This is a genomic window from Pseudomonas sp. EA_35y_Pfl2_R111, from assembly GCF_963970955.1.
GTDB lineage: Bacteria > Pseudomonadota > Gammaproteobacteria > Pseudomonadales > Pseudomonadaceae > Aquipseudomonas.
Window position 1 is genome coordinate 908,510 of the sequence record NZ_CAXAOM010000001.1, and the last position, 22,490, is coordinate 930,999.

At 58.6% G+C, this 22,490-nt stretch carries 17 protein-coding genes and 2 pseudogenes; 4 read left to right on the top strand and 15 right to left on the bottom strand.

The genetic code is table 11. The annotated features are described in order from the left end of the window. The first annotated feature begins 337 nt into the window (after window positions 1–337). Window positions 338–796 (top strand): Rrf2 family transcriptional regulator, encoded by a 459-nt coding sequence (locus AACY25_RS04500; protein WP_339522774.1) that lies wholly within the window; start codon window positions 338–340, stop codon window positions 794–796. Here the strand turns inward: AACY25_RS04500 and murI are convergent. From murI to AACY25_RS04515, 3 genes are read right to left on the bottom strand one after another with little or no spacing between them, the layout of a single operon-like run. Next, on the bottom strand, window positions 793–1,593 hold the full coding sequence (murI, locus tag AACY25_RS04505; protein WP_339522775.1) for a glutamate racemase: 801 nt from the start codon (window positions 1,591–1,593) through the stop codon (window positions 793–795). The genes AACY25_RS04500 and murI overlap by 4 nt on opposite strands. Before the next feature lie 37 nt (window positions 1,594–1,630). Then, on the bottom strand, window positions 1,631–2,920 hold the full coding sequence (locus tag AACY25_RS04510) for a benzoate/H(+) symporter BenE family transporter (RefSeq protein ID WP_339522777.1): 1,290 nt from the start codon (window positions 2,918–2,920) through the stop codon (window positions 1,631–1,633). Between the two features lie 12 nt (window positions 2,921–2,932). Continuing rightward, window positions 2,933–3,538, bottom strand: a complete 606-nt coding sequence (locus AACY25_RS04515; protein WP_339522778.1) for a glutathione S-transferase family protein — start codon at window positions 3,536–3,538, stop codon at window positions 2,933–2,935. A gap of 356 nt (window positions 3,539–3,894) precedes the next feature. Between AACY25_RS04515 and AACY25_RS04520 the strand changes: the two genes are divergently transcribed. Continuing rightward, the gene (locus AACY25_RS04520) at window positions 3,895–4,185 is read left to right on the top strand and encodes a winged helix-turn-helix transcriptional regulator (protein ID WP_339410544.1); all 291 of its coding nucleotides are present in this window, start codon (window positions 3,895–3,897) and stop codon (window positions 4,183–4,185) included. 111 nt (window positions 4,186–4,296) lie between these two features. Here the strand turns inward: AACY25_RS04520 and AACY25_RS04525 are convergent, their stop codons facing one another. The 7 genes from AACY25_RS04525 to AACY25_RS04555 form a co-directional block, all read right to left on the bottom strand. After that, complete coding sequence (locus AACY25_RS04525; RefSeq protein ID WP_339410546.1) at window positions 4,297–4,506, bottom strand: tautomerase family protein; 210 nt, start codon at window positions 4,504–4,506, stop codon at window positions 4,297–4,299. Window positions 4,507–4,544: 38 nt separating this feature from the next. Further along, window positions 4,545–4,943, bottom strand: a complete 399-nt coding sequence (locus AACY25_RS04530) for a rhodanese-like domain-containing protein (protein WP_339410547.1) — start codon at window positions 4,941–4,943, stop codon at window positions 4,545–4,547. Window positions 4,944–5,007: 64 nt separating this feature from the next. Continuing rightward, entirely contained in the window at window positions 5,008–5,925 is a 918-nt protein-coding gene (locus tag AACY25_RS04535) for a hypothetical protein (RefSeq protein WP_339410549.1), read from the bottom strand. A 97-nt stretch (window positions 5,926–6,022) separates the two neighbouring features. After that, on the bottom strand, window positions 6,023–10,342 hold the full coding sequence (locus AACY25_RS04540; RefSeq protein WP_339522780.1) for an amino acid adenylation domain-containing protein: 4,320 nt from the start codon (window positions 10,340–10,342) through the stop codon (window positions 6,023–6,025). Between the two features lie 45 nt (window positions 10,343–10,387). Continuing rightward, window positions 10,388–11,350, bottom strand: coding sequence for a diiron oxygenase (locus AACY25_RS04545; protein ID WP_339522782.1), 963 nt, complete (start codon window positions 11,348–11,350; stop codon window positions 10,388–10,390). Window positions 11,351–11,391: 41 nt separating this feature from the next. Next, entirely contained in the window at window positions 11,392–12,723 is a 1,332-nt protein-coding gene (locus AACY25_RS04550; protein ID WP_339522783.1) for an aspartate aminotransferase family protein, read from the bottom strand. 585 nt (window positions 12,724–13,308) lie between these two features. After that, window positions 13,309–13,815 (bottom strand): phosphate-starvation-inducible protein PsiE, encoded by a 507-nt coding sequence (locus AACY25_RS04555; protein WP_339522785.1) that lies wholly within the window; start codon window positions 13,813–13,815, stop codon window positions 13,309–13,311. Between the two features lie 268 nt (window positions 13,816–14,083). Between AACY25_RS04555 and AACY25_RS04560 the strand changes: the two genes are divergently transcribed. Next, window positions 14,084–14,344, top strand: coding sequence for a YebG family protein (locus tag AACY25_RS04560; protein WP_339522786.1), 261 nt, complete (start codon window positions 14,084–14,086; stop codon window positions 14,342–14,344). Window positions 14,345–14,410: 66 nt separating this feature from the next. On the opposite strand, the gene AACY25_RS04565 is transcribed toward AACY25_RS04560, so the two are convergent. Continuing rightward, a complete protein-coding gene (locus tag AACY25_RS04565) occupies window positions 14,411–15,430 on the bottom strand; it encodes a Leu/Phe/Val dehydrogenase (protein WP_339522788.1) in 1,020 nt (339 codons plus the stop codon). Between the two features lie 152 nt (window positions 15,431–15,582). On the opposite strand from AACY25_RS04565, the gene AACY25_RS04570 reads away from it, so the two are divergent. Further along, window positions 15,583–16,386, top strand: a complete 804-nt coding sequence (locus AACY25_RS04570; protein WP_339522789.1) for a transglutaminase family protein — start codon at window positions 15,583–15,585, stop codon at window positions 16,384–16,386. An 8-nt stretch (window positions 16,387–16,394) separates the two neighbouring features. On the opposite strand, the pseudogene AACY25_RS20900 reads toward AACY25_RS04570, so the two are convergent. The 4 genes and pseudogenes from AACY25_RS20900 to AACY25_RS04585 all read right to left on the bottom strand — a co-directional run. Beyond that, window positions 16,395–16,580 (bottom strand): annotated as a pseudogene (locus tag AACY25_RS20900) (response regulator transcription factor); the annotation flags it as partial. A 219-nt stretch (window positions 16,581–16,799) separates the two neighbouring features. Continuing rightward, a pseudogene (locus AACY25_RS04575) lies at window positions 16,800–18,935 on the bottom strand (hypothetical protein); the annotation flags it as partial. Between the two features lie 155 nt (window positions 18,936–19,090). Continuing rightward, a complete protein-coding gene (locus tag AACY25_RS04580) occupies window positions 19,091–20,458 on the bottom strand; it encodes a DUF1329 domain-containing protein (protein WP_339522791.1) in 1,368 nt (455 codons plus the stop codon). Between the two features lie 29 nt (window positions 20,459–20,487). Beyond that, window positions 20,488–22,260, bottom strand: coding sequence for a DUF1302 domain-containing protein (locus AACY25_RS04585; RefSeq protein WP_339522793.1), 1,773 nt, complete (start codon window positions 22,258–22,260; stop codon window positions 20,488–20,490). Between the last annotated feature and the right edge of the window lie 230 nt (window positions 22,261–22,490).

The window sequence follows — 22,490 nt, forward strand, 5'->3', positions numbered from 1 at the left end:
CCATTGGTCGCCAATACGAGAAGGCCAAGCGCATAGCAAAATTGCCAGCAGGTCGCAGGGAGCACGCCGCGGTGGAATATGACTGCAGGTCTGCGAGAGGCCTTGCACAATCGTCTCCAGCGGGCAACTCGAGCAGGTAGCGCGGTGTGCAAAGATGACGCAAATCGGCGCGTTGCTGTCCGCATTCTGGCAGGTATCCAGGAAGCAAGATGCTAGTCTGGTTAGGCCGGAGGCCCAGGGTAGTTGTCCGCTGCTTGCAAGCTAGGGAGGCCAATCTCGCTATCATTCGGGCACATCCAGATATCCCGCTCAGTTTTTCAAATCCAGGAAATCAACCATGCCCAGTAGTACGCGGTTTGCCGTTGCAGTCCATATTCTCACCGGGTTGGCCATTCACGAAAATGAACCCCTGCCATCAGAGATTATTGCCAAAAGCGCCAGCACCAATGCCTCGGTTATTCGACGCATCCTGTCGATGCTTAATGACGCAGGCTTTTCCACCTCGCAGTTAGGCCAGGGCGGCGGGGCCTTATTAGCCAGACCTGCCAGCAGCATCACACTGCTGGACATCTACCGAGCGGTGGAAACGGTGCCATTGTTCTCCATGCACAGAACCGCACCGGATAAAGGTTGCGCGGTGGGCAAATACATCCAGCCGATCTTGCAGGAAAAAATCGACATAGCCACCGCAGCACTGGAACTCGAACTCAGCCGGGTAAGCATTGCCGATATCGCCGGTCAAATCTCCGAAAGCGAACGCGCCTGTCCTGATTTGCTGGATTACCAGGCCCGCTAATCAGGCAAAGCGGCCACGCTCAGGGACTGGCCAAGCAGGGTGCTCATGATGTTGCGTGCGTTGTCAGGTGTGGCACTGCTGCAGAACGCCAGGGCGCCCTGGGTTTGCTGGCTACTGAGCAAATCCAAGGCCCGCAAACGCCGGCCGACCTCAGCGGCAACCGCCGCCGAGGGGTCGATAATCTGCACAGCGGGCCCCACCAGCCGCTGGATACTGTCGAGAAGAAACGGGTAGTGAGTACAGCCCAGCACCAGGGTGTCCATGCCCTTGCACAGCGCTGGCATCAGCAAATTCCTGAGCAGTTGTTCCACGTCGCTGGAATGCAGATCACCCGACTCGACCTTGTCCGCTAGCCCTGGGCAGGGTACGAACAATACCTCCACCCCGGCGGCATAGCGCTTGCGTAATAACTGCAGGCTTTCGCTGTGCAACGTGCGGGTGGTGGCCATAACCGCGATGACCCCGCTCTGGGTCATGGCCACAGCCGGTTTGATGGCTGGCTCGATGGCGATAATGGGGATCGTGAAGCTGTCGCGCAATTCGCTTACCGCCACTGCGGTAATGGTGTTGCAGGCGATCACCACGGCCTTGCACTGCTGTTCAACCAGATAACTGACGACCTGCGCGGACCTTGCGCTGATCCAGGCAGGCGTCTTGTCGCCATAAGGTGCATAACCCGAATCGGCCACATAAAGCAGATTTTCCCGTGGCAGCTCTGCTTGGATTGCACGCAACAGCGACAGCCCCCCTACTCCCGAATCAAGTATGCCTATCGGCCGAGTTACATCCACGTCCACTGCCTCAAGTAACAGTCATATCCACACGCCATTGGATTTATTCCATGGTTTTATCGAGTTTTGCAGCCCGCTGACCACGCGGGGTCCATGCTGTCAGCAGGGCCGGGGTAGCGTGCAGCAACAACATAGACAAGGCACCGGCCAGCATGCCCCAGAACGCCGAACCGATACCCAGCAGAGAAACCCCCGACGCGGTTACCAGAAAGGTGATCAAGGCCGCTTCACGGTGCTGTTCTTCCAACAGGGCGCTGGCCAGGCCATTGCCTATGGTGCCGAGCAGGGCCAAGCCGGCGATGGCCAGAATCAGCTCATTGGGGAATGCCATAAAAAGCGCCCCCACAGTGGCGCCGAAGATGCCCACCAGCAGGTAGAAGAAACCTGCCGCGACCGCTGCCGCATAGCGTCTTTTCGGGTCTTCATGAGCTTCCTTGCCAGTGCATATGGCCGCAGTGATGGTCGCCAGATTCAAAGCGTACGCGCCGAAGGGAGCCAGCAATAAGGTCGCCACACCGGTCCAGCCAATCAGTGGTGAGCTTGGTGTCTGGTAGCCGGAAGCACGCAGTACGGTAAGCCCCGGAATGTTCTGCGAAGCCATGGTCACAGCGAATAACGGCAAGGCGACGCCTACCATGGCCTGCAGGCTAAAGCTTGGCGCGACGAATTCGGGCGTGGCCAAGGCCAGGTCGACCCCCTGAAACGCCAACATACCGGTGCCTGCGGCAATACAGATGCCGACCAGCAACGGCACCATGACCGCATACCTGGGCAGCAGGCGGCGCGCCAGCAAGTATGAAAGGAACATGGGGAACACCAGGCTGAACTGGGTTTGCATGGCCTTGAAGGCATCCAGACCGAAACGCAGCAATATGCCGGCCAGCATGCCTGCGGCTATAGCCATGGGGATATGCTTGACGATGCGCTCGAACCAGCCGCTGAAACCGCATAGAGCGATCAGCGCGCCGCAGACGATAAACGCGCCAGTGGCTTCCTCTAGTGAAACGCTGGGAGCGCTGGTGATCAGGATCGCCGCCCCGGAAGTAGACCAGGCAATGGCGATCGGCGCCTTGTAACGCAGTGACAGCGCAATACCTGTCACCCCCATGCCAATGCACAGGGCGAGCATCCACGAGCCGATCTGCGCCGGCGTGGCACCCAAGGCCTGAGCGGCCTGAAATACCAGAACGGCAGAGCTGGTGAAACCCACCAACACCGTAACGAACCCGGCATTGATGGCGGAAAGAGACAGATCATTGAAGAAACGCATAACCAGATCCTGTTGGCTTGAAAGCGGCCAGGCCTTCCGCGCGCGAAAGGCCTGGCGGAACATAGGCGCCCGTCGTTACTGCGAGGCGACCTGTTCGTCGGCGACGGCTTTGCTATAGGCCGGATGAGCCTGTACCGCTGCGATCATGCGCTTGACCTTGTCACTCATCAGGATATCGACCGGGAAGTAGACGCCCCAGCTCGCATACACGGTCAACATCATATCGACCACAGAAATGCGCTCGCCGAAGATAAAGGTCGAGTTCGTCAGCTGCGCATCCACCGAAGTCCACAGGGTGCTGATGATGTCGCTGGCGGCGTTCAGCGCTTGCTCTTTGGCCGGACCGTCGGCAAGGGTCTTGCCGATAAAGAACAGGCGGCCATAGGCAGGGTGCATGGTGGCGTTGGCGAACATCAGCCACTCGGTAAAGCGGGCCTTTTCCAGACCGCCATCGGGCAGCATCTGGTTTTTGTGCTTCTCCAGCAGATAGAGAATGATTGCCGCGCCTTCGCGGATGACCTGGCCGTTATCGACCAGTACAGGGACCATTCCGCGCGAGCCCAGCTTTTCGAAATCGCTGGCCTTGTTGCGGTCAATCAGTTCCACGTCCTGGTTGAGCTCGTTGAGCAGCGCATGGATAGCCAGCGAACAGGCGCCTGGCATGTAATAAAGTTTGTACATGATGTTCTCCTACCTTGGTTTCGAGCTGTTGCTCTTCGAATTGGCCTGCCCTTAGCGAGCGTGCCGTCCATCTCTGTTGCCTGTTCCTTCACGCTCAGTTTGCTGATGCCGAGTGAAGACAGGCACACAGTCGTTACAACGTTGCAGCACTTGTATGCGTGCTGATGCTGTTACCAACACCAGCCGTTTTGTTGCATGGGCACAGTCTAAATATGCTCAGTTACTTATGTATACCTACAATCTTTTAGTTGCTACATTTACAAGTAACCATCTGGTAACTAGCTAGCTGAGGAGAGAACATGCTGCCGAGACGGCGCAACCCTGTAGCCCACCCCCGCTGCCCCTTGAGCGAATGCTTGAGCATCATCGGCGGCCATTGGACGCCCAATATCATCTGGTACTTGAGCCAACAACCACGTCGCTTCAGCGAGCTGAAGACAGACATTCCTGGCATTTCGGCCAAGGTTCTTAGCGCCCGCCTGAAGAAGCTCGAGGCCGAAGGAGTGGTCATCCGCGCGGTACTGCCCACCTCGCCGCCCAGCGTCGAATACAGCCTTTCGGGTCTGGGCCAGGAGCTGAAACCAGCGATCGAAGCCATAGTCGCGGTGGGCCATCGACTCAAGGAAATCGAGCAGGCCGCAAGCTGATAGCCCGTTCTGGCATTAGCCATGAGCATCGCCAGATGGTTACCGAGGACCTGCATCAGCTCCATGCCGAACTGCCCCCTCAGGCCGGCATGGAGCTGTGCCTGGCTTGATCTAGCCAGGGTGCTGCAACCGGTCGCGCTCACTCACCTGGATGCCGCCGGTGCCCCAATTGTCGGTATTGACCTCGTCGATAACCACGAAGGTCGTGGCTGGGTTCTTCTGCAAAACATCCTGCAGAAGTTGGGTGACGCCGGCGATCAGACGCGCTTTCTGCTCCCGGGTTACCCCCAGGTCGGTCACTTTGATATTTACGTAAGGCATGTTGTGCTCCAATTTTTGTTTAGCTGACGAGGGTGCTGTCAGGCGCAGCCGCAGCTCTCGGCTTGCTCTGCACTCAGGTGCGACACGTTGTGGGTGACGAAACCGCTGCGCTTCCACCAATCCAGACCGCCGATCAGCTCCTTAACCTTGAAACCGAGGCGGGCCATCTTCAGCGCCGCAGAGGTGGAGGCGTTGCAGCCGATGCCATCGCAGTACACGACATACAGCGCAGTACGGGACAGTTGCGCGGTGTGCGCCTCAATCATGCGTTTATGCGGAAAGCTCAGGGCCCCGGGGATGTGTTCGCGGCGAAAAGACTCGATGGAACGTGCATCGAGAATCACCAGGTTCTCGGCCGTTTTCTGAGCTTCTGCCAAGTCCCAAGAATCGATTTCGAAAGCCAGCTTGTTGGCGTAATGCTCAATCTGTTGCTGCATGATGGTCTCCAGGATGATGGGCGATACGTTAGCGCCCGGCCCGCTAAACGCCGGGCGCTGGCGATCAAGCGCGGATAAAGCGCTGCTCGCGATCGGCATCGAAATAGGGGCTATCAACGATCTTGCTGCCGTCTTCCTTGCATATTTCCAAGTGAAACTTGGTTGGCCCGGCATAACCGTAATGATCACGGGGAATCTCGATGCTCTTGGCGCGGGCCAGGTCATAGCGCGAGTCGTCGGCGATAAAGCGCAGGGAAAAAGCGTCGCGGGTTTCCAGCTCGCCTTCGCCCAGCTTGACGCTGCGGTGAATCACGTACTTGTCGAAGAGCAGCGCGTCACCCAACTCGTAGTCGTCCTCGACCGAGAAGTATTCGAGCAGGCGGCCAATCCCGGGCGAGTTGAGCGGCTCGTCGCGCAGCGCCACGTAGTCGTCAAAGGCGATGCCGCCGGACTTGATGCGTTCATCCAGGCAGCGAAAGACGGCCGGGTCGATATAGTCGTACATGAACTCGCCGGAGATGATGTCGCGCGGCACATAGCGCATACCGCCGGCCTGCTGCTGAGTATTGATCGGGTGCAGGGGCGCCCAGAGGGTGGTGGCGTAGTCTTCCGAGCGGTTGAAACCGAAGCTCTGCGATTCGATATGCCAGGTGAAGCCCTTGCTGACATTCCTCTTCAGGCCGAAGCCGACACCCTGTGTGAAGAACAGAGTGCGCTCGGTGAGGTCGTGCATGATCTTCTTGAACTGCTGGTTGGCGAGCAACTCGAAAATCACTTCATCGTTGTTGCACAGGTCATAACGCAGCTTGTCGAAGCCCTTCTGATAATGATCAGTGGGCGTTTCCAGCTCATCATTCACCCGCTTGCGCAGGTACTCGATCATGTCGCGGGAAAAGAACTGCTTGAGCAGGACGAAACCCGTGCGCTGGTAGTCGGCAATATGCTCATCGGTTAGACGGAAGTTCTGATTAAGCGTTTCCACAAAACACATCTCCATTGTTTATTTGCTGGACTCGTAGGACTCTGCGCGCAGCAGGCGGCACGAACCTGCTGCGCAGGTTCGGCATGCCTGACTCGGATTACACCTGCAGTGCGAGAGGTCTTGGGGTATCGGCGTCTTCGTAACTGCTGGGACGAAGAGCAAATACATTCTCTTTGCGCAACACGCCGACAAACTCATCGAGCCATTCATCGCTGGGTGCGGTGAAACTCCGGCCCAAGCGCTCAAGCGTGCGCAGCGTGCGTTCGTTGCTGTATTTGATGTTGCGACTCTTACGGCTTGCCCAGAACTTACCGAGCAAGATGTCTGGGTCATTGCTTCCCTCAACCGCGCGAAACAGTTCGGCGAAGTTGCCGTGGCCACCGCGGCTAAAGTTGAAACCGCAACGTTCCAGGGCGGCAAAGACCCGCTCCATGCTCACCTCGTGGGTGCTGTCGACATGGTAGGTACCAGGGCTGGATGAAGCGTCCAGCGACACCGCCACAATGCCCGAGGCAACTTCATCGACCGGCGAGAGAACCAGGGGCTCGCCTAGGCATTCCGGTAACTGCCCGACCTTGATGCACGACACAAGGAACTGCACCAAGCGGTTGTCCCGCGCATTGATCTGGAAGCGCGCGGCGCGTGAGTCCGCCGAAACATTGCCAGAGCGGTAAATGAAGCCGTTGTTGCCATGCAGGCGGAAGCGGTTGACCAGGCGTTCGGCGGTATATTTGGTCAGTTCGTAGTTGTTCTGAAACTCCTGACCGATATCCAGTGAATCTTCGCAGAAGAAGGCGACTGGCTCCTGGCGGTTTACCCCACTTACCGCCAAGGTAGACATGTAGTGCAAGTCCTTGGCACGCTGAAATTCGGCCAGCTCGATACAGCTCTTCACCGATTGCACATTGCTCCTGGTGAACTCCTCCTCGGTGCCGAATAGGCGGGTGTCGGCAGCGAAGTGATAGATCGCGTCCACCTGCTCGCCGAGCTGCCGGTAGGTCTGATCATCCAGCCCCAACCGGGCTTCGCAAACATCGCCCTGGTGGATGCTCAAGCGACTGCTGAAACCCTCCAAGCGGATGCTGGGAAAATACCAGCTGAATAGCTGCTCCAGCCGGGCCTTGGCGGAGGCACCTTGCTTGTGGCGGACAATGCAGTGGATATGGGCATTCGACTGAAGGATCAGCTCTTTAAGCGCATAAATCCCGACGAAACCAGTAGCCCCCGTCAGGAGCACATGGCGATATTCGCGGTGTTTCTGCTGCCGAGTCTGGGCCAGTAATTGACGCGGCGCATAGTTGAGCATGCCGGTACGCGTACCCTGCTCCAGCACGATCTGCGGCGCCGCTGGGGGCATGCCGGCCAGCTCGGTCAGTTGCGTGGCGATGCCGCGCATCAGCTCGTGCATGTCGGCAACTTCGACTGTTTGCGGGAAGGACAGGTCGAGCAGCAACTGCCCACCTATCACCTTGCCAGTCAGTTTCAATTCATGGCAACGGTTGTTCTGCGCATGGCGGGCATGACCGAAAGCGAATTTGGCCGGAGTCAGTTCGAAACGCTCATCGTGGGCGAAATTAACATCGCCGAGGAAGTTGAAGCATACCGGCGCGGACGGTGCATAGCGGCCTTCATGGGCATGTGACCGGGACAACCCAAAACCCACCCCGAGGTCCTCCACCGCAGCAAACTCACGGCTGACTTCCTGTACCGCCGTCGGCATATCCAAGTGCGGTAACGTCAGCAACAAGGGGAAGGTCGAGGTGTGCCACCCCACTACGCGGCTGACATCAGTGTTGTCATCGAAGGTCACCCGTCCATGGCTTTCAACATCAATGGCCTGCCGTTCGCCGCCACGCAGTTGGCTCAGCCCCAAACCGAAGGCTGCCAACAAAAGCAAATGGAACGGCGTACCGGTGCTGTTCACCAGATCATGCAGTAATTGCTGGCTGTCCTGTGCGGAGAAACCCAGCCACAGCGTGGAGGCCGCACCTTCAGTATTGCTTGCAGAGAAGTAACTTGGCAGCGTCGCCGCAGCTTGCTCAGTGCGGCGTAGCCAGGCGCTCTGCAATTGCGCCTTATGTCTGTCCATATGCTCCACCCAATCCCAAAAGGTGGTGCGACTGGGCGTGCGCGGGCTGGTGGTGCCGAAATATTTGTCGCTGTAGTTACGCGTCAGCTCGGCGATGATGATGCGCCAGGAAATCACATCCACGGCGAGGTGATGGGCAACCAAAAGCAGCAGGTCTTCACCCTCTTTGACCTTGAACAAGTGCACGCGCAGCAGGATACCGTCCGCCAGGGATAAGGAGGCATGGACGCGCTCGGCAACTCGCTCGACATGGCTCTGGATTTGCACTTCGCTGTCGCCGGCTATAAAGGACACGCTAAGGCTATCGTTGCCGTCCTTCTCGGTATGGCTGGCGTGCAGGCCTTGGGCATCGCTGGCGTAGGCCACACTCAGCGAAGGGTGCTGCTCCAGTAACTGACTGAGGGCGGCGTTGAGGATGGCCATGTCGATTTTATCGGCGCTTCGCAACAGCAGCGCCTGGTTGTAATGGTCCGGATTGGTCAGTTGCTGCTGTAGCAACTCGTGCTGCGCTGGCGAGAACAGGGTCAGACGTTGCAGGTCACGTTGCACCACCGTTGCGCCCTGGCTGCTGCCCTGCCGGTCCAATGCCCGCAACAGTCCATTCACGCAGGGATTCTTGAGAAAGGCATGAGCGCTGACCGGATAACCTTTTTCCTGCAACTCGGCGATCAGTTGGATCGCATCCAGGGAATCGCCGCCAAGATCAAAGAAGCTGTCGTCAAGGCCAACCGCCACGCCACGCAGGTGTTTGCGAAACGCTGTGCGAATGGCCTTGAGGCGCTCGTCACCCTCCTCATCCTGCGTCGGTGGTTCGTCCGATGACTGATGCTGCAGGCGCTCCTGAAGCTGCGCGCACAGCAGCGCCAGATTGGTCTTGCCGTTGGCATTGCGTGGAAAGTCCGCCAGAGGCAGCAGGATCTTCGGAAGCATGTAGTCGGGTAGTAGCGACGGCAGCTGCGCCGTCAGATCCGGCTCAGGACGTTGGCTTAGCAGCGCCGCAACCAGGCGTTTACGCCCGCCCAGTTCAAGGAAAAACACGGCAGCATCGTTAATGCCAGGAATGCTGCGCAAAACGGTTTCTACATGCTCCAGTTCGACCCGGTAGCCGTTGACCTTAACCTGGCGATCAACCCGACCAAGGAACTGCACAAGACCATTGGCATCCAGGGTCACGAGATCGCCGCTACGATAGAACCGCTGCGGGCCTTGCGCGGTTTCCATCTCAAGAAAACTCTGGGCAGTGGCCTGCGGGTTGTTGCGATATCCCTTGGCCACCGAGGGTCCACCTATATACAGCTCGCCCTTGGCACCGTGGCTGGCGAATGTGCCCTGCTCATCACGCACACACAGCAGGCTATCGCCCAATGCCAGCCCAACGGGAATCGAATCGGCGGGCAAGGCGTCTATCTGTGCGAGGCTGGTCACGGCAAAGGTGGTGACCCCTACGGTGGTCTCGGTGGGGCCGTAGTGATTGAACAACTTGGCGATCCGCCCAGACGCCAACACGCGTCGGGCCAACGTCTTCGACAAGGCATCACCGCCGAATATCAAGTATTCCAAGTGTGGCAGCTCAATGCCTGGCTGCTCGGCGGGAAACATGGCATTCCAGTGCGAGGGGGTGATCTTGAGAAAATCAATCCGCTGCTGTTGCAAATAGTCGCGAAACGCCGCCGGATCTTTGCGCTGCTCCACGCTGAGCAGGTGCAGGCAACCTCCGCTGCTCAGCGACAGAAACAGTGAGGTATTGCCAAGATCCGCAGCCAAGGTGCTGACGTGGGCATAGTTAAGCGGCCGGGTGATCGCGAAGCGTTGGCTGACTGACTCCGTGTAGTGCTGGATATTGCTATGGCTGACGGCTACCCCTTTGGGCGTGCCGGTAGAGCCTGAGGTAAACAACACATAGGCGCTCGCATCACGCTCGACCCGGACGCCGCGACCTTGCTCCGTGGCCTGCCCCGCGTCATGCATATCCAGCGCTGGCAAGCCCAATGCGCGCAGCGGAACGAGATGCTCCGCCGCACAGAGCACAGCATCGGCAGCAATAGCCGTCAGCCTGTGGTAGTTCTCCTCACGAACACCATCATCCTCGACGAAGGTGTAGGCCGCGCCGATTTTCAGCACGGCAAACAGCGCAACTATCGAGTGGGTATCGCGGTTGGTATAGATCGCCACCAGCGCATCTTGGGCAATACCCGCTTGCGTCAGGTAAACGGCCAGATGTGACGACTGGCGCTCCAGCTCAGCATATGAAAGCACTTGCGAGTCGGCGACGACTGCCGGTTGTAGTGGCGCGGACAGACTCAACTCACGGAGTTTATCTAGCAGCATTTCATCAACTTCCTGTCGAGTGTTGGTTAACGAATGAAGGCTCGACTAGAGCGCGACGCCATGCTGGATAAAAGCCGCACGAGTGGGTGCGTGATCGAGGACGCCCGTGCGTTGCAGCAGCTTGACCAGATTGGCCTTGGTGGTGACCACATAGCTGGTCAGGTTGTCGAGAAACTGCGCCTGAGTGTCGTCGATAATTTCCGTTACCTGAGCTTCGCTGAAACCGCTGGCGCGCAAAATCTTGCGGTCAAAGTCACGTTCCTCGTCAGCTGCAAGGTAATCATCCAAGTAAGCTGGCAGCATGCTGCCGATAATCTGCTTGTGCTCTTCGGGCAGGCGCGCCCAGTGCGCTTTCATCATTTTGGCGAAGTAGCTGGCGTGACGCCCTTCATCAGAAACGTGATCGGTCATCACCTTGGTGAACGCGGCGGAAGCATCCTTCTCACGCCCGATACTGATGAGATCCTTGGTCAGGGTGTGTTCAGCCAGGGTTACGGAAATCAACTGAAAGTCATTGTGCACATGGGCTGGTAACAGTTCGAAAGCACGTTTGACTGCACTCAGATTGCCATTGGTTTGCGGCACCTCAAGCGGCTCGATGCCACTCAGGGTTTTCATCTGAATGATGTAATCCATAGCCACATGAGCGTGGTAGCCCTCGTCGATGACCACAGTCAAAGCGTCAAGCTTCTCCTCTTCGCTGGCCCCGGTTATCACGTTGTTGATGATGTTCAGGCTGCAATCGATGACGAAGCGGGTTTCCAGCAGACCGATTTCATACATGTACTGGTAGGCGGACTGGGTCAACACATAAGCCACACCCTTGTAACCGAGCTCTTGAACCTTCGGGTGCTCGCTAAGAATCTGCCGGGATCTCGGGTAGGTGAACTCGCCATTGGCCGCTTCTGGAACGATGATCCGCGGGCTGTTGCGCACGGTTGCCCCGGCATACCATTTATTGACCGAGTCGAAGAATTGTTTGGCGTTGGGTTCGACGATCGCATTCATGTGCATTCCTCCTTAAAAGTCACGGGTTTGATGAGTCGTACTCAGAACGGCAGCAGAACCGGAAAGGCCTGACGGTGCGCAGCTAGCGCTTCACCTATGGATTCGCCGAGGGCCGCGGCAAAATTTCTTAGGTCCTGGTCGCTATGGGCGGCGGAAAGAAAGATCGGTTCCTCCAGCGAAGGCGCCATCAGAAACCCCCTGTCCAACATCAGTTGATGGGTCTTGGTGTAGACCTCGTAATGCTGGTTCTTGACGTCTTGATAGGACTTCATCGCGCGAGTGCTATCGCGGAAGGCAACCCCCGCGAGCGCGCCGAAGCGGGTGAACAGGAACGGAATATTGTTGGCGTTGAACTCAGCGCGAATGGCGTTATCGAGCACCTGTCCCTTACGTTCTATTTCCTCGTAGAAGCCCGGCTGCTCCAGGACGTCCAGCGCAGCATTGGCCGCCGCCATAGTCAGCGGGTTGCCGGCGAAGGTGCCCGACTGGAATACGCTGTTGCCGATCGCCACGTGGCGCATAAAGCGCTCTTTGCCGGCATAGGCGCCGATCGGTGTACCACCACCAATGATCTTGCCGAAGGTCACCAGATCGGGGTCGATGTCCATCAGGTTGCAGATGCCGCCAAAGGTGAAACGAAAACCGGTCACCACCTCGTCGAAGATAAACAGCGCTTCATGCTGATCGCATAGCAGACGAATCAGCTCCATAAAGCCTTCCTGCGGACGTACGAAGCCCATATTGGTCGCGTAGGGCTCGACTATCACCGCCGCGATATTCGCGCCGTGCTCTTTGAACAGGCTCTTAAGCTGGCTGGCATCGTTGTATTGGCACAGCAGGGTTTCACGCCCCAGATTTGGCGAAATGCCCTGGGTAACGCCTTTGGTCTTGATCCCGTTAGTACTCGGCGTAGCCAGCAGCACGTCCGAATGACCGTGGTAGGAGCCGACGAACTTGACCAGTAAATCTTTGCCGGTATGCGCGCGAGCAATACGCGTGGCCGTCATCACTGCCTCAGTACCACTGCATACGAAGCGGATCTGTTCGATAGCCGGAGTGCTGGCGACTATGCGCTGAGCCAACTGGTGTTCCAGTGGTGAGGTCAAACCCACTACGGAGCCCTGTGCGGCCTGCCGAGAAATCGCCGCACTGACCTCTTCGCGACCATGCCCCAACAACAAAGCACCGAAGGCGTTGAGAAAGTCGGTGTACACGTTGCCGTCTACATCGGTGATTTTCGAACCTTTGGCTGTTGCAAAACAGATCGGATTGCCACCGACCTGCTGAAAGGCCCGCATAGGCGAACTGACCGCATCTGGGATAACCGAGCGAGCGAGTTCGAATAAGTGAGCTGAAGTTTTGGTGGAGCGCATTCTTGTCTCTTCCCTAATGAACAGAGTGGCCCCCTGGTACTTCACTCTCTCCAAGGGCGTTAGCGTTTATACAAGCCGATCTAAATGTATCTGTGTTGCAAACACATGAACACTACAAGGCAAAATGATGGACACACAATTCGCACACGATGAAATCGTGACCTAATTCACTGCAGCGAGGAGTGGTAGGGCTGAATGCTGGCGAGCCTAGGCGGTTTTGCTGCGGTTTTATCGCTGAGGGAGAACCTTCCCTGCCTGCCATTCGGGAACATCGGCAGCAAATGGATGGTGCGGGAGGGTTGTCTTGCAGGGGTCAGTAATTACAGCAGGCAGCAGAGCTTACAAACTGACCGTAGAGGCAGTGTGATAGGAAGACTTTGCGGCGGCTCAGTGAAGACAATCTAACGGCGTTGCCGCACCTCGATACGAATGATTAGCGCCAGAACCTGGTGATGATTATGCAAGCCAGAACCAGGCAGCAGGCTAGATTCGCCGCAGCCTGCTAGTGGTCCGTGTAACGAATCTAGCGGACAGGACCCGCCTCCCAGGCGGCGGTAAGGCCCACCTAAAACCGTAAACAGCTGTTCAGTCATCACTCTGCGTATCATCTTTTTCGGCCGCTTCATCCGCCAAATTACGTTTGCGCCGCGCCCCATCGGCTTGCACTGCGGGAAAGCGCGAGGAGGCGTAACGCACCACAAAGATAGCCACAGCCAGCAACAGAATCGCCCCGGAGACCATCACCACACCCATGTCGGGTTTATGGTTGTGCGAGATATCGGAAATCATCAGACGGGTCAGCGCGGTAATCGCCACATAGATCATGAAGCGGATCGGCATATGGTTGGTCTTGAAATAGATCCCCACCATCGCCGCCAACTCGAGGTAGATAAACAGCAGCAGGATGTCGTCTACCGTGATGTGTCCCTTCTCCAGCATGCCAAGAAAGGCCATGATCGCGGCCCAGGCGGTGATGGCGCCGATGGCGAACAGCGCCAGGTAGTGGAACGCCTCCATCAACAGATTGCCCAACGACTCCGCGAGCCCATGCATGCGCTCGCGCATCAGCTCGGCCCAGTTTGGCTTACCCATAAAAGCTCCTAGAAAAGCGAAAATGACGACAGCACCGCGCGCCACCATCTAACAGTGTCAGTAGAAGAAGCTTGCTGCGGGCGAAAAAGCACCTGCAACCGCCGCGCCATGCTGGCGGCTGGCTGTTGCATCCTGAAGAATCGGCTATGTTGTTAACCGCCATGGCAATTGCTGCTGGCCAAATGCAGGCGAGTTCTTTATGCTTGCAACCACTGTACAAATAAACAGTTTATTGCAACCTATCAGCGTGAAGGCGTAGAGGTGATGAATGGCCGTCGAAGTGGTGTACCGCAGCAGCCGGGATTTGGAGCGTTTATTCATGGATAAAGCCGAAGCCGACCGTCATGACAAAATGCTCGAACTGGCCGAGCTGCTCACCGAGGTGCTGCAAAAAGCCGTGCCATCGCTGAATGAATCCCAGGGTGAAGAGTTGGGGATCTATATGGCGAAGAACCGTGACATCTTCGCCAAGGCGTTCAAGAACCAGCCCGACGCCTTGAGTGAACTGAGCGAACCTGCTGCCGAGTAACGCCAGCAGCAGTAAACAAAACCCCAGTCAGTGACTGGGGTTTTGTGTTTCTAGCAACGGTCAAACTCAGCCATACAGCAAGCACTCGGCAATAGCATCGGCGACCCGCGCTGGCGAGCGCTTATCGGCCTGAGCATGGCCGAAGATTTCGGTCAGCCGCCGGCTGATCTGCGTCAGGTGCGCGGTGATCGCCGGCAGCGGCTCGCCCTGATGCTTCAGCGCCACGTAGATCAGGCCACCGGCATTGATCACATAATCCGGCGCATAGAGAATTCCCCGCGCTTGCAGGCTGTCGGAGATATCCGCACTGGCCAGCTGATTGTTTGCCGCACCCGCCACCGCCGAGCAGCGCAGTTGGCCAACTGTGGTGTGGTTCAGCACGCCGCCCAGCCCGCACGGCGCGAGGATGTCGCACGGCGTGGCGAGCAACGCCTCGCTGGCCACCGGCCGCGCGCCCAGTTGCTCGACCGCCAATTGCACACGGCCCTGATCCAGATCGCTGACCAGCAGTTCCGCCCCCGCAGCATGCAGTTGCTCGGCCAGCGCAAAACCCACATTGCCCAGCCCCTGAATCGCCACCCGCAAGCCTTCCAAGTTGTCGCTGCCGAGGCGTGCCAGGGCGGTGGCACGAATGCCGGTAAATACGCCCATGGCCGCGTGCGGCGAAGGATCACCCTCGGCAGTGGTGCTGGTGACGTGCTGAGTGTGCTGGGCGATGCAGTCCATATCGACGCTGGAAGTGCCGCTGTCCATGGCCGTGATGTAGTGACCGTTCAGGGTTTCGATGAACCGGCCGAAGGCTTCAAACAACGCACCGCGATTCTCGACGTGCTTGGGACGGATGATCACCGCTTTACCGCCGCCCTGTTGCAGGCCGGCTAGCGCCGCTTTATAGCTCATGCCTTTGGCCAGGCGCAGCACATCCTCAATCGCACTTTGCGTATCGGTGTAGGGAAGGTAACGGCAGCCGCCCAGCGCCGGGCCCAGGCGACTGTTGTGGATGGCAATAATGGCCTGCAGACCGGTCAGCGGGTCCACGGCGAAGTGCAACGACTCCAGCCGGGCGGTTTCCATCATGGCGAACATGCTGTGGCTCCCGTACTGATTTGCACATCAGTATAGGCCGTGGCTTTGCAGGCACCCGCCCAGTGGTCAGTTGCGATATGGCGCCCGCACAACAATCCACTGGACGAAGCCTCGGCGCTTGACTACAAAGCCAGTGACATCGGGAGATTGTTATGACCCCACGCGCCGCCTGCCTCGCCTGTCTGGAGCAAAACCCGCCTGCGCTGTTCGAGGCGGCGCTGTGGATTGCTGCGGAGCACCAGCACACGCTGCAACCAGCCGAAGTGCTGTGCCAGCTCTCCAGCCTGCAGCAGCAGGTCAGTCGAGGCCTGCCAAACCTGCCGCCGCAGGAACTGGCGCAGCCGCTGCTGCGCAAGCTCAGCGAGCTGGACTTCCATGAAGATGACGAACGTCCACTGCGACCAAGGGCGGCGCTGCTGGATCAGCTATTGCTGCGCCGTCGCGGCCAGCCGCTTTCCCTGGCTCTGCTCGCTCTGGAACTGGCCAGGCGCTTGGCAATCCCGCTACAAGGCGTAAATTTTCCCGGGCACTTTCTGCTGCGTGTACCGGGCGCCGATCATCTACTCGACCCGTGCAGCGGCCGTCGTCTTTATACCCGCGAATGCCGCGAACTGCTGCAACGCCACCTAGGGCCGACTGCCGAATTGAGCGCCAGCCAACTGCAGCCCTGTGATGCACGCAGTATGTTGCAGCGCCTGTCGCGCAACCTGCGGCAACTGCATCAACTGGATGATGACCCGCTGGCCGCGCTGCGCGATGCCGAGCGCGTGCTGCTGCTCGGCACACCAACCCTGCATGACCACCTGGCCCGCGCGGAGATTTATCAATTGCTCGATTGTCCGCAGGGCGAGCGCTTCGACCTGCAATGCGCCCTGCTGCTTAGCGATGATCCGGCGCAGCACCTGCAACTCAGCCAACGCCTACGCCTGCTGAGCGCTAGCCCGGCACTGCACTAGCAGTGCTGCTAAAAGAAGCCCAACGCCTTGGCCTTGGCCACCGCCTGAGTACGCCGCGCCACGCCCAACTTGCCGTTGATCCGCCGCGCATGGGTTTTCACCGTGTGCAGGGAAATAAACAGCTGCTCGGCCACTTCCTGATTGGACAACCCTTGAGCGATCAAGCCGAGCACCGCCAGTTCGCGACTGCTCAAGGTATTGGCACCGGCGGTGGGCAGAGCATTTAGCGCCTCATTGGCTTGGCTGGACACGCGCAAGCACGGCCACTGATAACCCAAGCGCTGCTGCAACGTTTTGCCGGTTTGACGGGCCTGTTCGGCAGCAGTTTTATCGCCACAGGACGCGCAGGCTTCGCCATAACTGAGCCAAAGATCGCTGGCCAACGCCTGCCGCCCCTGCCCTGCAACCTGCTCCAGTAACTGGCGCAGAGGCTCGCGCACATCCTCACCCTGTTCGCGATCCAATTGCAGCAATAGCGCCTGAAAACGCGGAATAAGCTCAGGGAAGTTCGGCGTCGGCAGCACCGCTTTAACCCGCTGCTCATAACCCAGTACCCGAGTCGCGGCGAGGCGCGCCCGCGCATAGTGGCCCTGAGCAACCCACAAATGGCTGCTAGCCAGCAACAGAGTGCCGCGGTACAGGGTTTCATTGACGCGCTGGCGCTGCATCTGCCGTTCGGCGCGCGCCAGATGGGCAAAGGCTGCAGCGATATCACCCTGCGCCATCGCCAACTCAGCCAGGCCGAGGTAACCATGAAACGCCCCCGGATCACCGCAAGCGAGGGCATGTTCAAGCCCGCGCTGTAACGCTGCCTCCGCCTCATCCGCACGACCCTGGCGCAGCTGCAGACGCCCTAGTCGTAATTCGAGACGCGCAAGGACTGGCGTGTTGCGCAAGGAAGTCGGCGCAGTTGCGGTCAGCACCCGTTGCAGCAGCGCTTCGGCGCGGGCGAACTCGCCACGCGTCTCCAGCAGCAGGGCATGGTCCAATTCCAGTAAGGCTTCAAACACCGGATTGCCATGCAGGCGTGCCTGCTTCAAGGCTTCAAAACTGAGCTTCTGCGCCACTTCCAGCTGACCTTCACCAATGGCCACCAGGGTCAATGCGGAACGACACAACAGCGATTGCGCCCAGGCGCTTTGTGGCAGCCCCTGTAAGGCATCATGTAGATGGGCGCGGGCATCCACGGCACAGACTCGCCCGTACGCGATGATGCCCTGGATGGCCTGCCAGTGAGCAAACAGCTCGCGGGTCCGCGGACCGTCACTGCGCGGTTGAAAGCGCGCCAGCTGGTTGATACAGGTCTGCGCTTCGTCCAGGCGACCAACCAGCAGCAATACCCAGGAATTGAGCAGAATCAGCCGCGGCGTACTGCACAGCAAGCTCTCCGGTAACTCGCTGCGCCAACGCAGGATCAGCGCCAGGTCCTGACCTTGCAGCACCTGTTCCTCGGTAAAACGTTCGAGAAAACTGCCCGCCACATCTGGCTGTCCGGCCAGCAAGGCGTGCTCCACCGCTGCACGAATATCGCCATGGCCGGCAAACCACTGACTGGCATGCACATGCAAGGCGCTGCACGGCAGATTCGACGCCTGCCGCTGTAGCAGCCTGGCCAACGGTGGGAACAGCCCATACCAGCCTTTGGCAGCTTCCAACTCCTGAATAAACACACCGCGCTCGATCAGCGCGCGCAACCATTGCGCGCCCTCGCCCACACCAAACAGGTGATCACATAGCGCCGGATTGAAGCGTGGTAACTGGGCCAGCTGCTGGAGCATCTGCAACAGCTCATCGGGCAGCCCTTGCAGCACTTCGCGTTCGACATACTCGGCGAGCAGCTGGTCATGTTCACCATCCTGCGGCGCGCTCTGTATCGTGGGCTCGGCCTGCGCGGCCAGTAGACGCAGGCGCAAGGCCGCCGGCCAGCCCTGGGTCAGCTCATGCAGATCGTGCGCCCAGGCGCTGCGGCTTGAATCCAGCTGCTGCAACCAGGCCAGCACTTCCGCTTCGCTGAAGGCGAGTTCGCTGGCGCCCAGCTCGAGCAGCTCGCCTTCCAGTAACAGGCGCGACAGGTTGCAGGCCGGCCGCCGCCGGCTACCCAGCCACCAGCAGATGCCCGGCGGGGTGACCATCAGCAGTTGATTGAGAAAGCCATCGAGGGCGAGATTCGGCTGCGCCGGGTAGTCATTAAGCATGATCCACAGCGGCCGCGACTCTTGCGCCAGAGCCGCCAGCAACTCATCACTGCTGAGATCTGCGGGGTAATCGAGCAACCTGCCGAGCTGCTGAGCCAACTGCTCGGCGTGCACGTCTTCGCCAGTGCAGGTAAGCCAGAGCAGGCGGTAACTGGCCGGGCATTCGCGGGCACAATCGGCCAGCAGTACGGTTTTACCAAAGCCCGCCGGGCCGACCAGCAAACGCAGGCGACAGTCTTGCGCTAGCAGGCGCTGCTGCAGAGATAGCCGTGGGATATGTCCCGGCGGCAGGCGTTGCACGCTGCCACAGGCGGACGCTGCGGCGCTCAACAGGAATGGCGCTAATGCGTTCATGACGGCTCGTTTTATTGTTCTTGCAGGAACCGGGTCATTGCAGGCTAAACCTCAATGCCTATCGCTCACAGTTCTATCACGACACGTGATGGCGGGCGATAAAAAAGGCGGCCCGCAGGCCGCCCAATCACGGAGCAACGTTACAAGGCAGGTGCTTAACGCACACCGCTGTTACGCAGAGCAGCTGGAGTGAAATCCGCTGCACTGGCTTTGAAGCCGAAGCGGTAAGCGTTCTTCTCTTCGTTCTTCATGCCCAGCGCCAGGTAACGGCCAGCCGTCAGGTCATAAAGCGCTTCAAGGGTGTAGCCTGGGGTCTTATGGTTGTAGTAGTTCTGCGCATGCCCTTCGGCAACACGCCACAACTGACCACGACCGTCGTAGTGATCAACCAGAGCCAACTGCCAGGTGTCTTCGTCGAAGTACATATGCCGCTTGGCATAGATATGGCGCTCACCCGATTTGAGGGTCGCCTCCACTTCCCACACCCGGTGCAATTCGTAACGAGTCAGGTCCTGATTGATATGACCGGCGCGAAGGACGTCATCGTATGTCAGCGATGGCGAGTCCAGCTTGTAGGCGTTGTAGGGGATGTACACCTCCTTCTTGCCAATCAGCTTCCAGTCATAGCGATCTGGGGCGCCGGAGAAGAGGTCGAAGTTATCCGCGGTGCGCATACCATCTGCGGCGGTACCTGGCCCGTCATAAGCCACCTGCGGCGCACGCCGAACACGGCGCTGACCTGCGTTGTAGATCCACGCCAGACGCGGTTCTTTCACCTGATCAATGGTTTCGTGTACCAGCAGCACGTTACCAGCCAGACGCGAAGGCGCAGTGACGCGCTGCTTGAAATACAGCAGCACGTTGGCCGACTTGGCGGGGTCGATATCGGGCATGTCCGACGGCACGGCGACCTCGTCAGCGAACTTAACAATGCTGAATGAGCCATTGGTCTGCGGCGTGGCCTGCGCAATCAGGCGCTGGACGTTGCCACCACGGTAGCGGGTGATGTGGTTCCAGATAACCTCGACACCGGTTTTCGGGATCGGGAAAGCGTAGTAACGGCTATCGCCGAAGTTCTGCAGGCCGTTGCCGCCATCAATGGTGGTGGTATTCAGCGCGCTTTTTTTGGCTGCGGCATAAATAGCATCCGGCACGGCAGCGGTGCGATGGGTCGGATACACCGGGATTTTATAATCGGCGTAGCGCTGCAGCATCGCCAACTGCCCAGGCGAGAGCTTGTCCTGATACTGCGCCGCATTGGCAGCGGTAATAGTGAACAGGGGCTGCTCACTGGCGAATGGGTCAGCGAGGAAACCCTTGCCATCCACTGCACCGGCGTCAGTCGCCAGGCCACCGGTCCAGGCGGGAATGCTGCCATCAGCATTGCCGGCCATCTCCGCGCCCAGCGGCGTCAGGCTGGTGCCCAGCTGGGCGGCTTCCTGCTCACTGACTGCGGCCATCACGCTGCTGGCCAACAAGGTCAGCGCCAGCGCTCCGGTTTGCAGGATTCTTGTGCTTTTCATCATGTACGGATCCTTTTGCGCTGCATTGATCAGAAGTTCACACCAAAACTCAGGGCCACAAAATCACGATCGATCGACGTGTTGTATTCCCCACCGAAGAAATCGGTGTAGCTGAGGCTGCCGGTGTAAGTGTTCTTGTAATCGGCGTTCAGGCCGACGCTGATGGCCTTGGAGCCTTCAATGAAGTTCGGGCCATAACCATCAACGTCATGCGACCAAGCGACGTTCGGGGTCAGGTTGACGCCCGCAAACACGTTGTTGTAGTCCAGGCTGGCACGCATGCGGTAACCCCAGGAGCTGCTGGTGTAGAAGCCATCGTTGTTACACTCGCCAGGCTTGGCAGTGTTGAAAGCACCTGTACAGGTGGTGTTAGGCGCCACTTCACCTAGGCCGTAAACCGGATCACGGCCGAAACGCAGCTCACCCACATCATCATTTATGCCGCTGACATGGTTGTAGCCAACCTCACCGACGAGCGTCAGACGACTGGCACCCAGTACACGGTCGAAAAACTGCACGGCGCTGATCTGCGCTTGAGTCACAGGCTTGCGCACATAACCGGCGATTTCCTCACCCGAGACATTGCGTGCATGGCCGCTGGTGAATACCGGCGAATTGGGAAGACCAAGCGAGCCGAGCGTCATATCAGTTGAGTTGATCGAAATCGGCATATTCGGCCGATAGCTGAGTTCACCGGACAAAGCTGTACCGGCAACGTTGGTCTGGAAGCTCAGGCCATACAGACGAATATCCTCAGGGTATTCGAGGAAGTAGCTAGCACCAGTCGCCCCCGGGACGACGAACGCAGATGGCGTGGTGGTGCGGGTAAAGCTGCCCGCTGGCGAACGACTGTGGTAGTTCATGGCGTACAGGCCGAATTCGGTGTCGTTCAACGACTCGGCGAACCAGCGCAGCGCTACCCCGAACTGGCCGCTGTCGCGTGCATCACGGTCACCGGCGCGCGGAATGTACAGCGGGTCACCTGGAGCGCCAGTATTGGTCGAGTCCCCTGGCGCCACATCGGCACCGGCGACAACCAATCGGTCCTCGCAGCCATCGGCGGCCGTGTCGCTGGGCGCGAAGAACGTACCGCAGTTATCGATAACGGTCTGGTCCCACTCCAGCTGGTAGAAGGCTTCCATGCTGAGCGTGTCGGTCAGGCTCTGAGAAACGTAGAGCATATTGACAGGGATCAGGCCTTCCTTGAGTTCGGCACCTGGGCGACGGAACGCGGCCGCATCAACCGGGTTGATGCTGTTGATCGAGTTACCGATAAAGGTACTCTCGCCCCAACTGACCACTTGCTTACCAACGCGCACGCTGCCTGGCTTATCGCCAATGCTGTAGTTGTGGTAGATAAACGCATCGAGAATTTCCGCACCCGAGGCTTGCGCTGCGGTCTTGCGGTTGTGGTCATCAATGTCATAGAGCAGGCGCTGCTCATCCTTGGTTTCAAAGTCATACCAATACTTGCCGCGGATAAACACGCCGGTATCGCCGTATTTCAGCTCCAAGTCATGCACGCCCTTGAAGATCTTGGAAAAGGTCTCACCCTTTTTGAAGTTCAGGCGACCGTCGTCGTTAGTTTGCGAAGCGGCTTTACCGCCGTTACGCACACCCACCATGTCTGGATCGGCCCCACGCACACTCCAGCTAGCCCCCACCGACAGTGAAGAGTCGAACTGCGCTTCGACATCACCAATATTGAACGTAATAGCCTGGACAGGCCCTACACAGCCTACAGCGATGGCAACAGCCAAGATGCTGGGCTGGAAGATGGCATGTCTTGTTGTTGTTCTCATGCGGCTCTCCTAGAAAGCGGGTTTCGTGTTGAGCCCCCACGCTACCCAGGCACCAGATGCTGGATAAGCGCCCGAAAGAGGTATTTGCCTTGTCAGCCGAAAGAGTGAACGCACCTCTAAAAAGCCGCTCTGCGCCCGGCCCATGAGCCATTTCAATGGGGCTTTATAGGGTGGGTGAATGGCCCCGCCGGCTCTGCGCCAGAATTGGTCATTGCCGGCACGACGGCGCA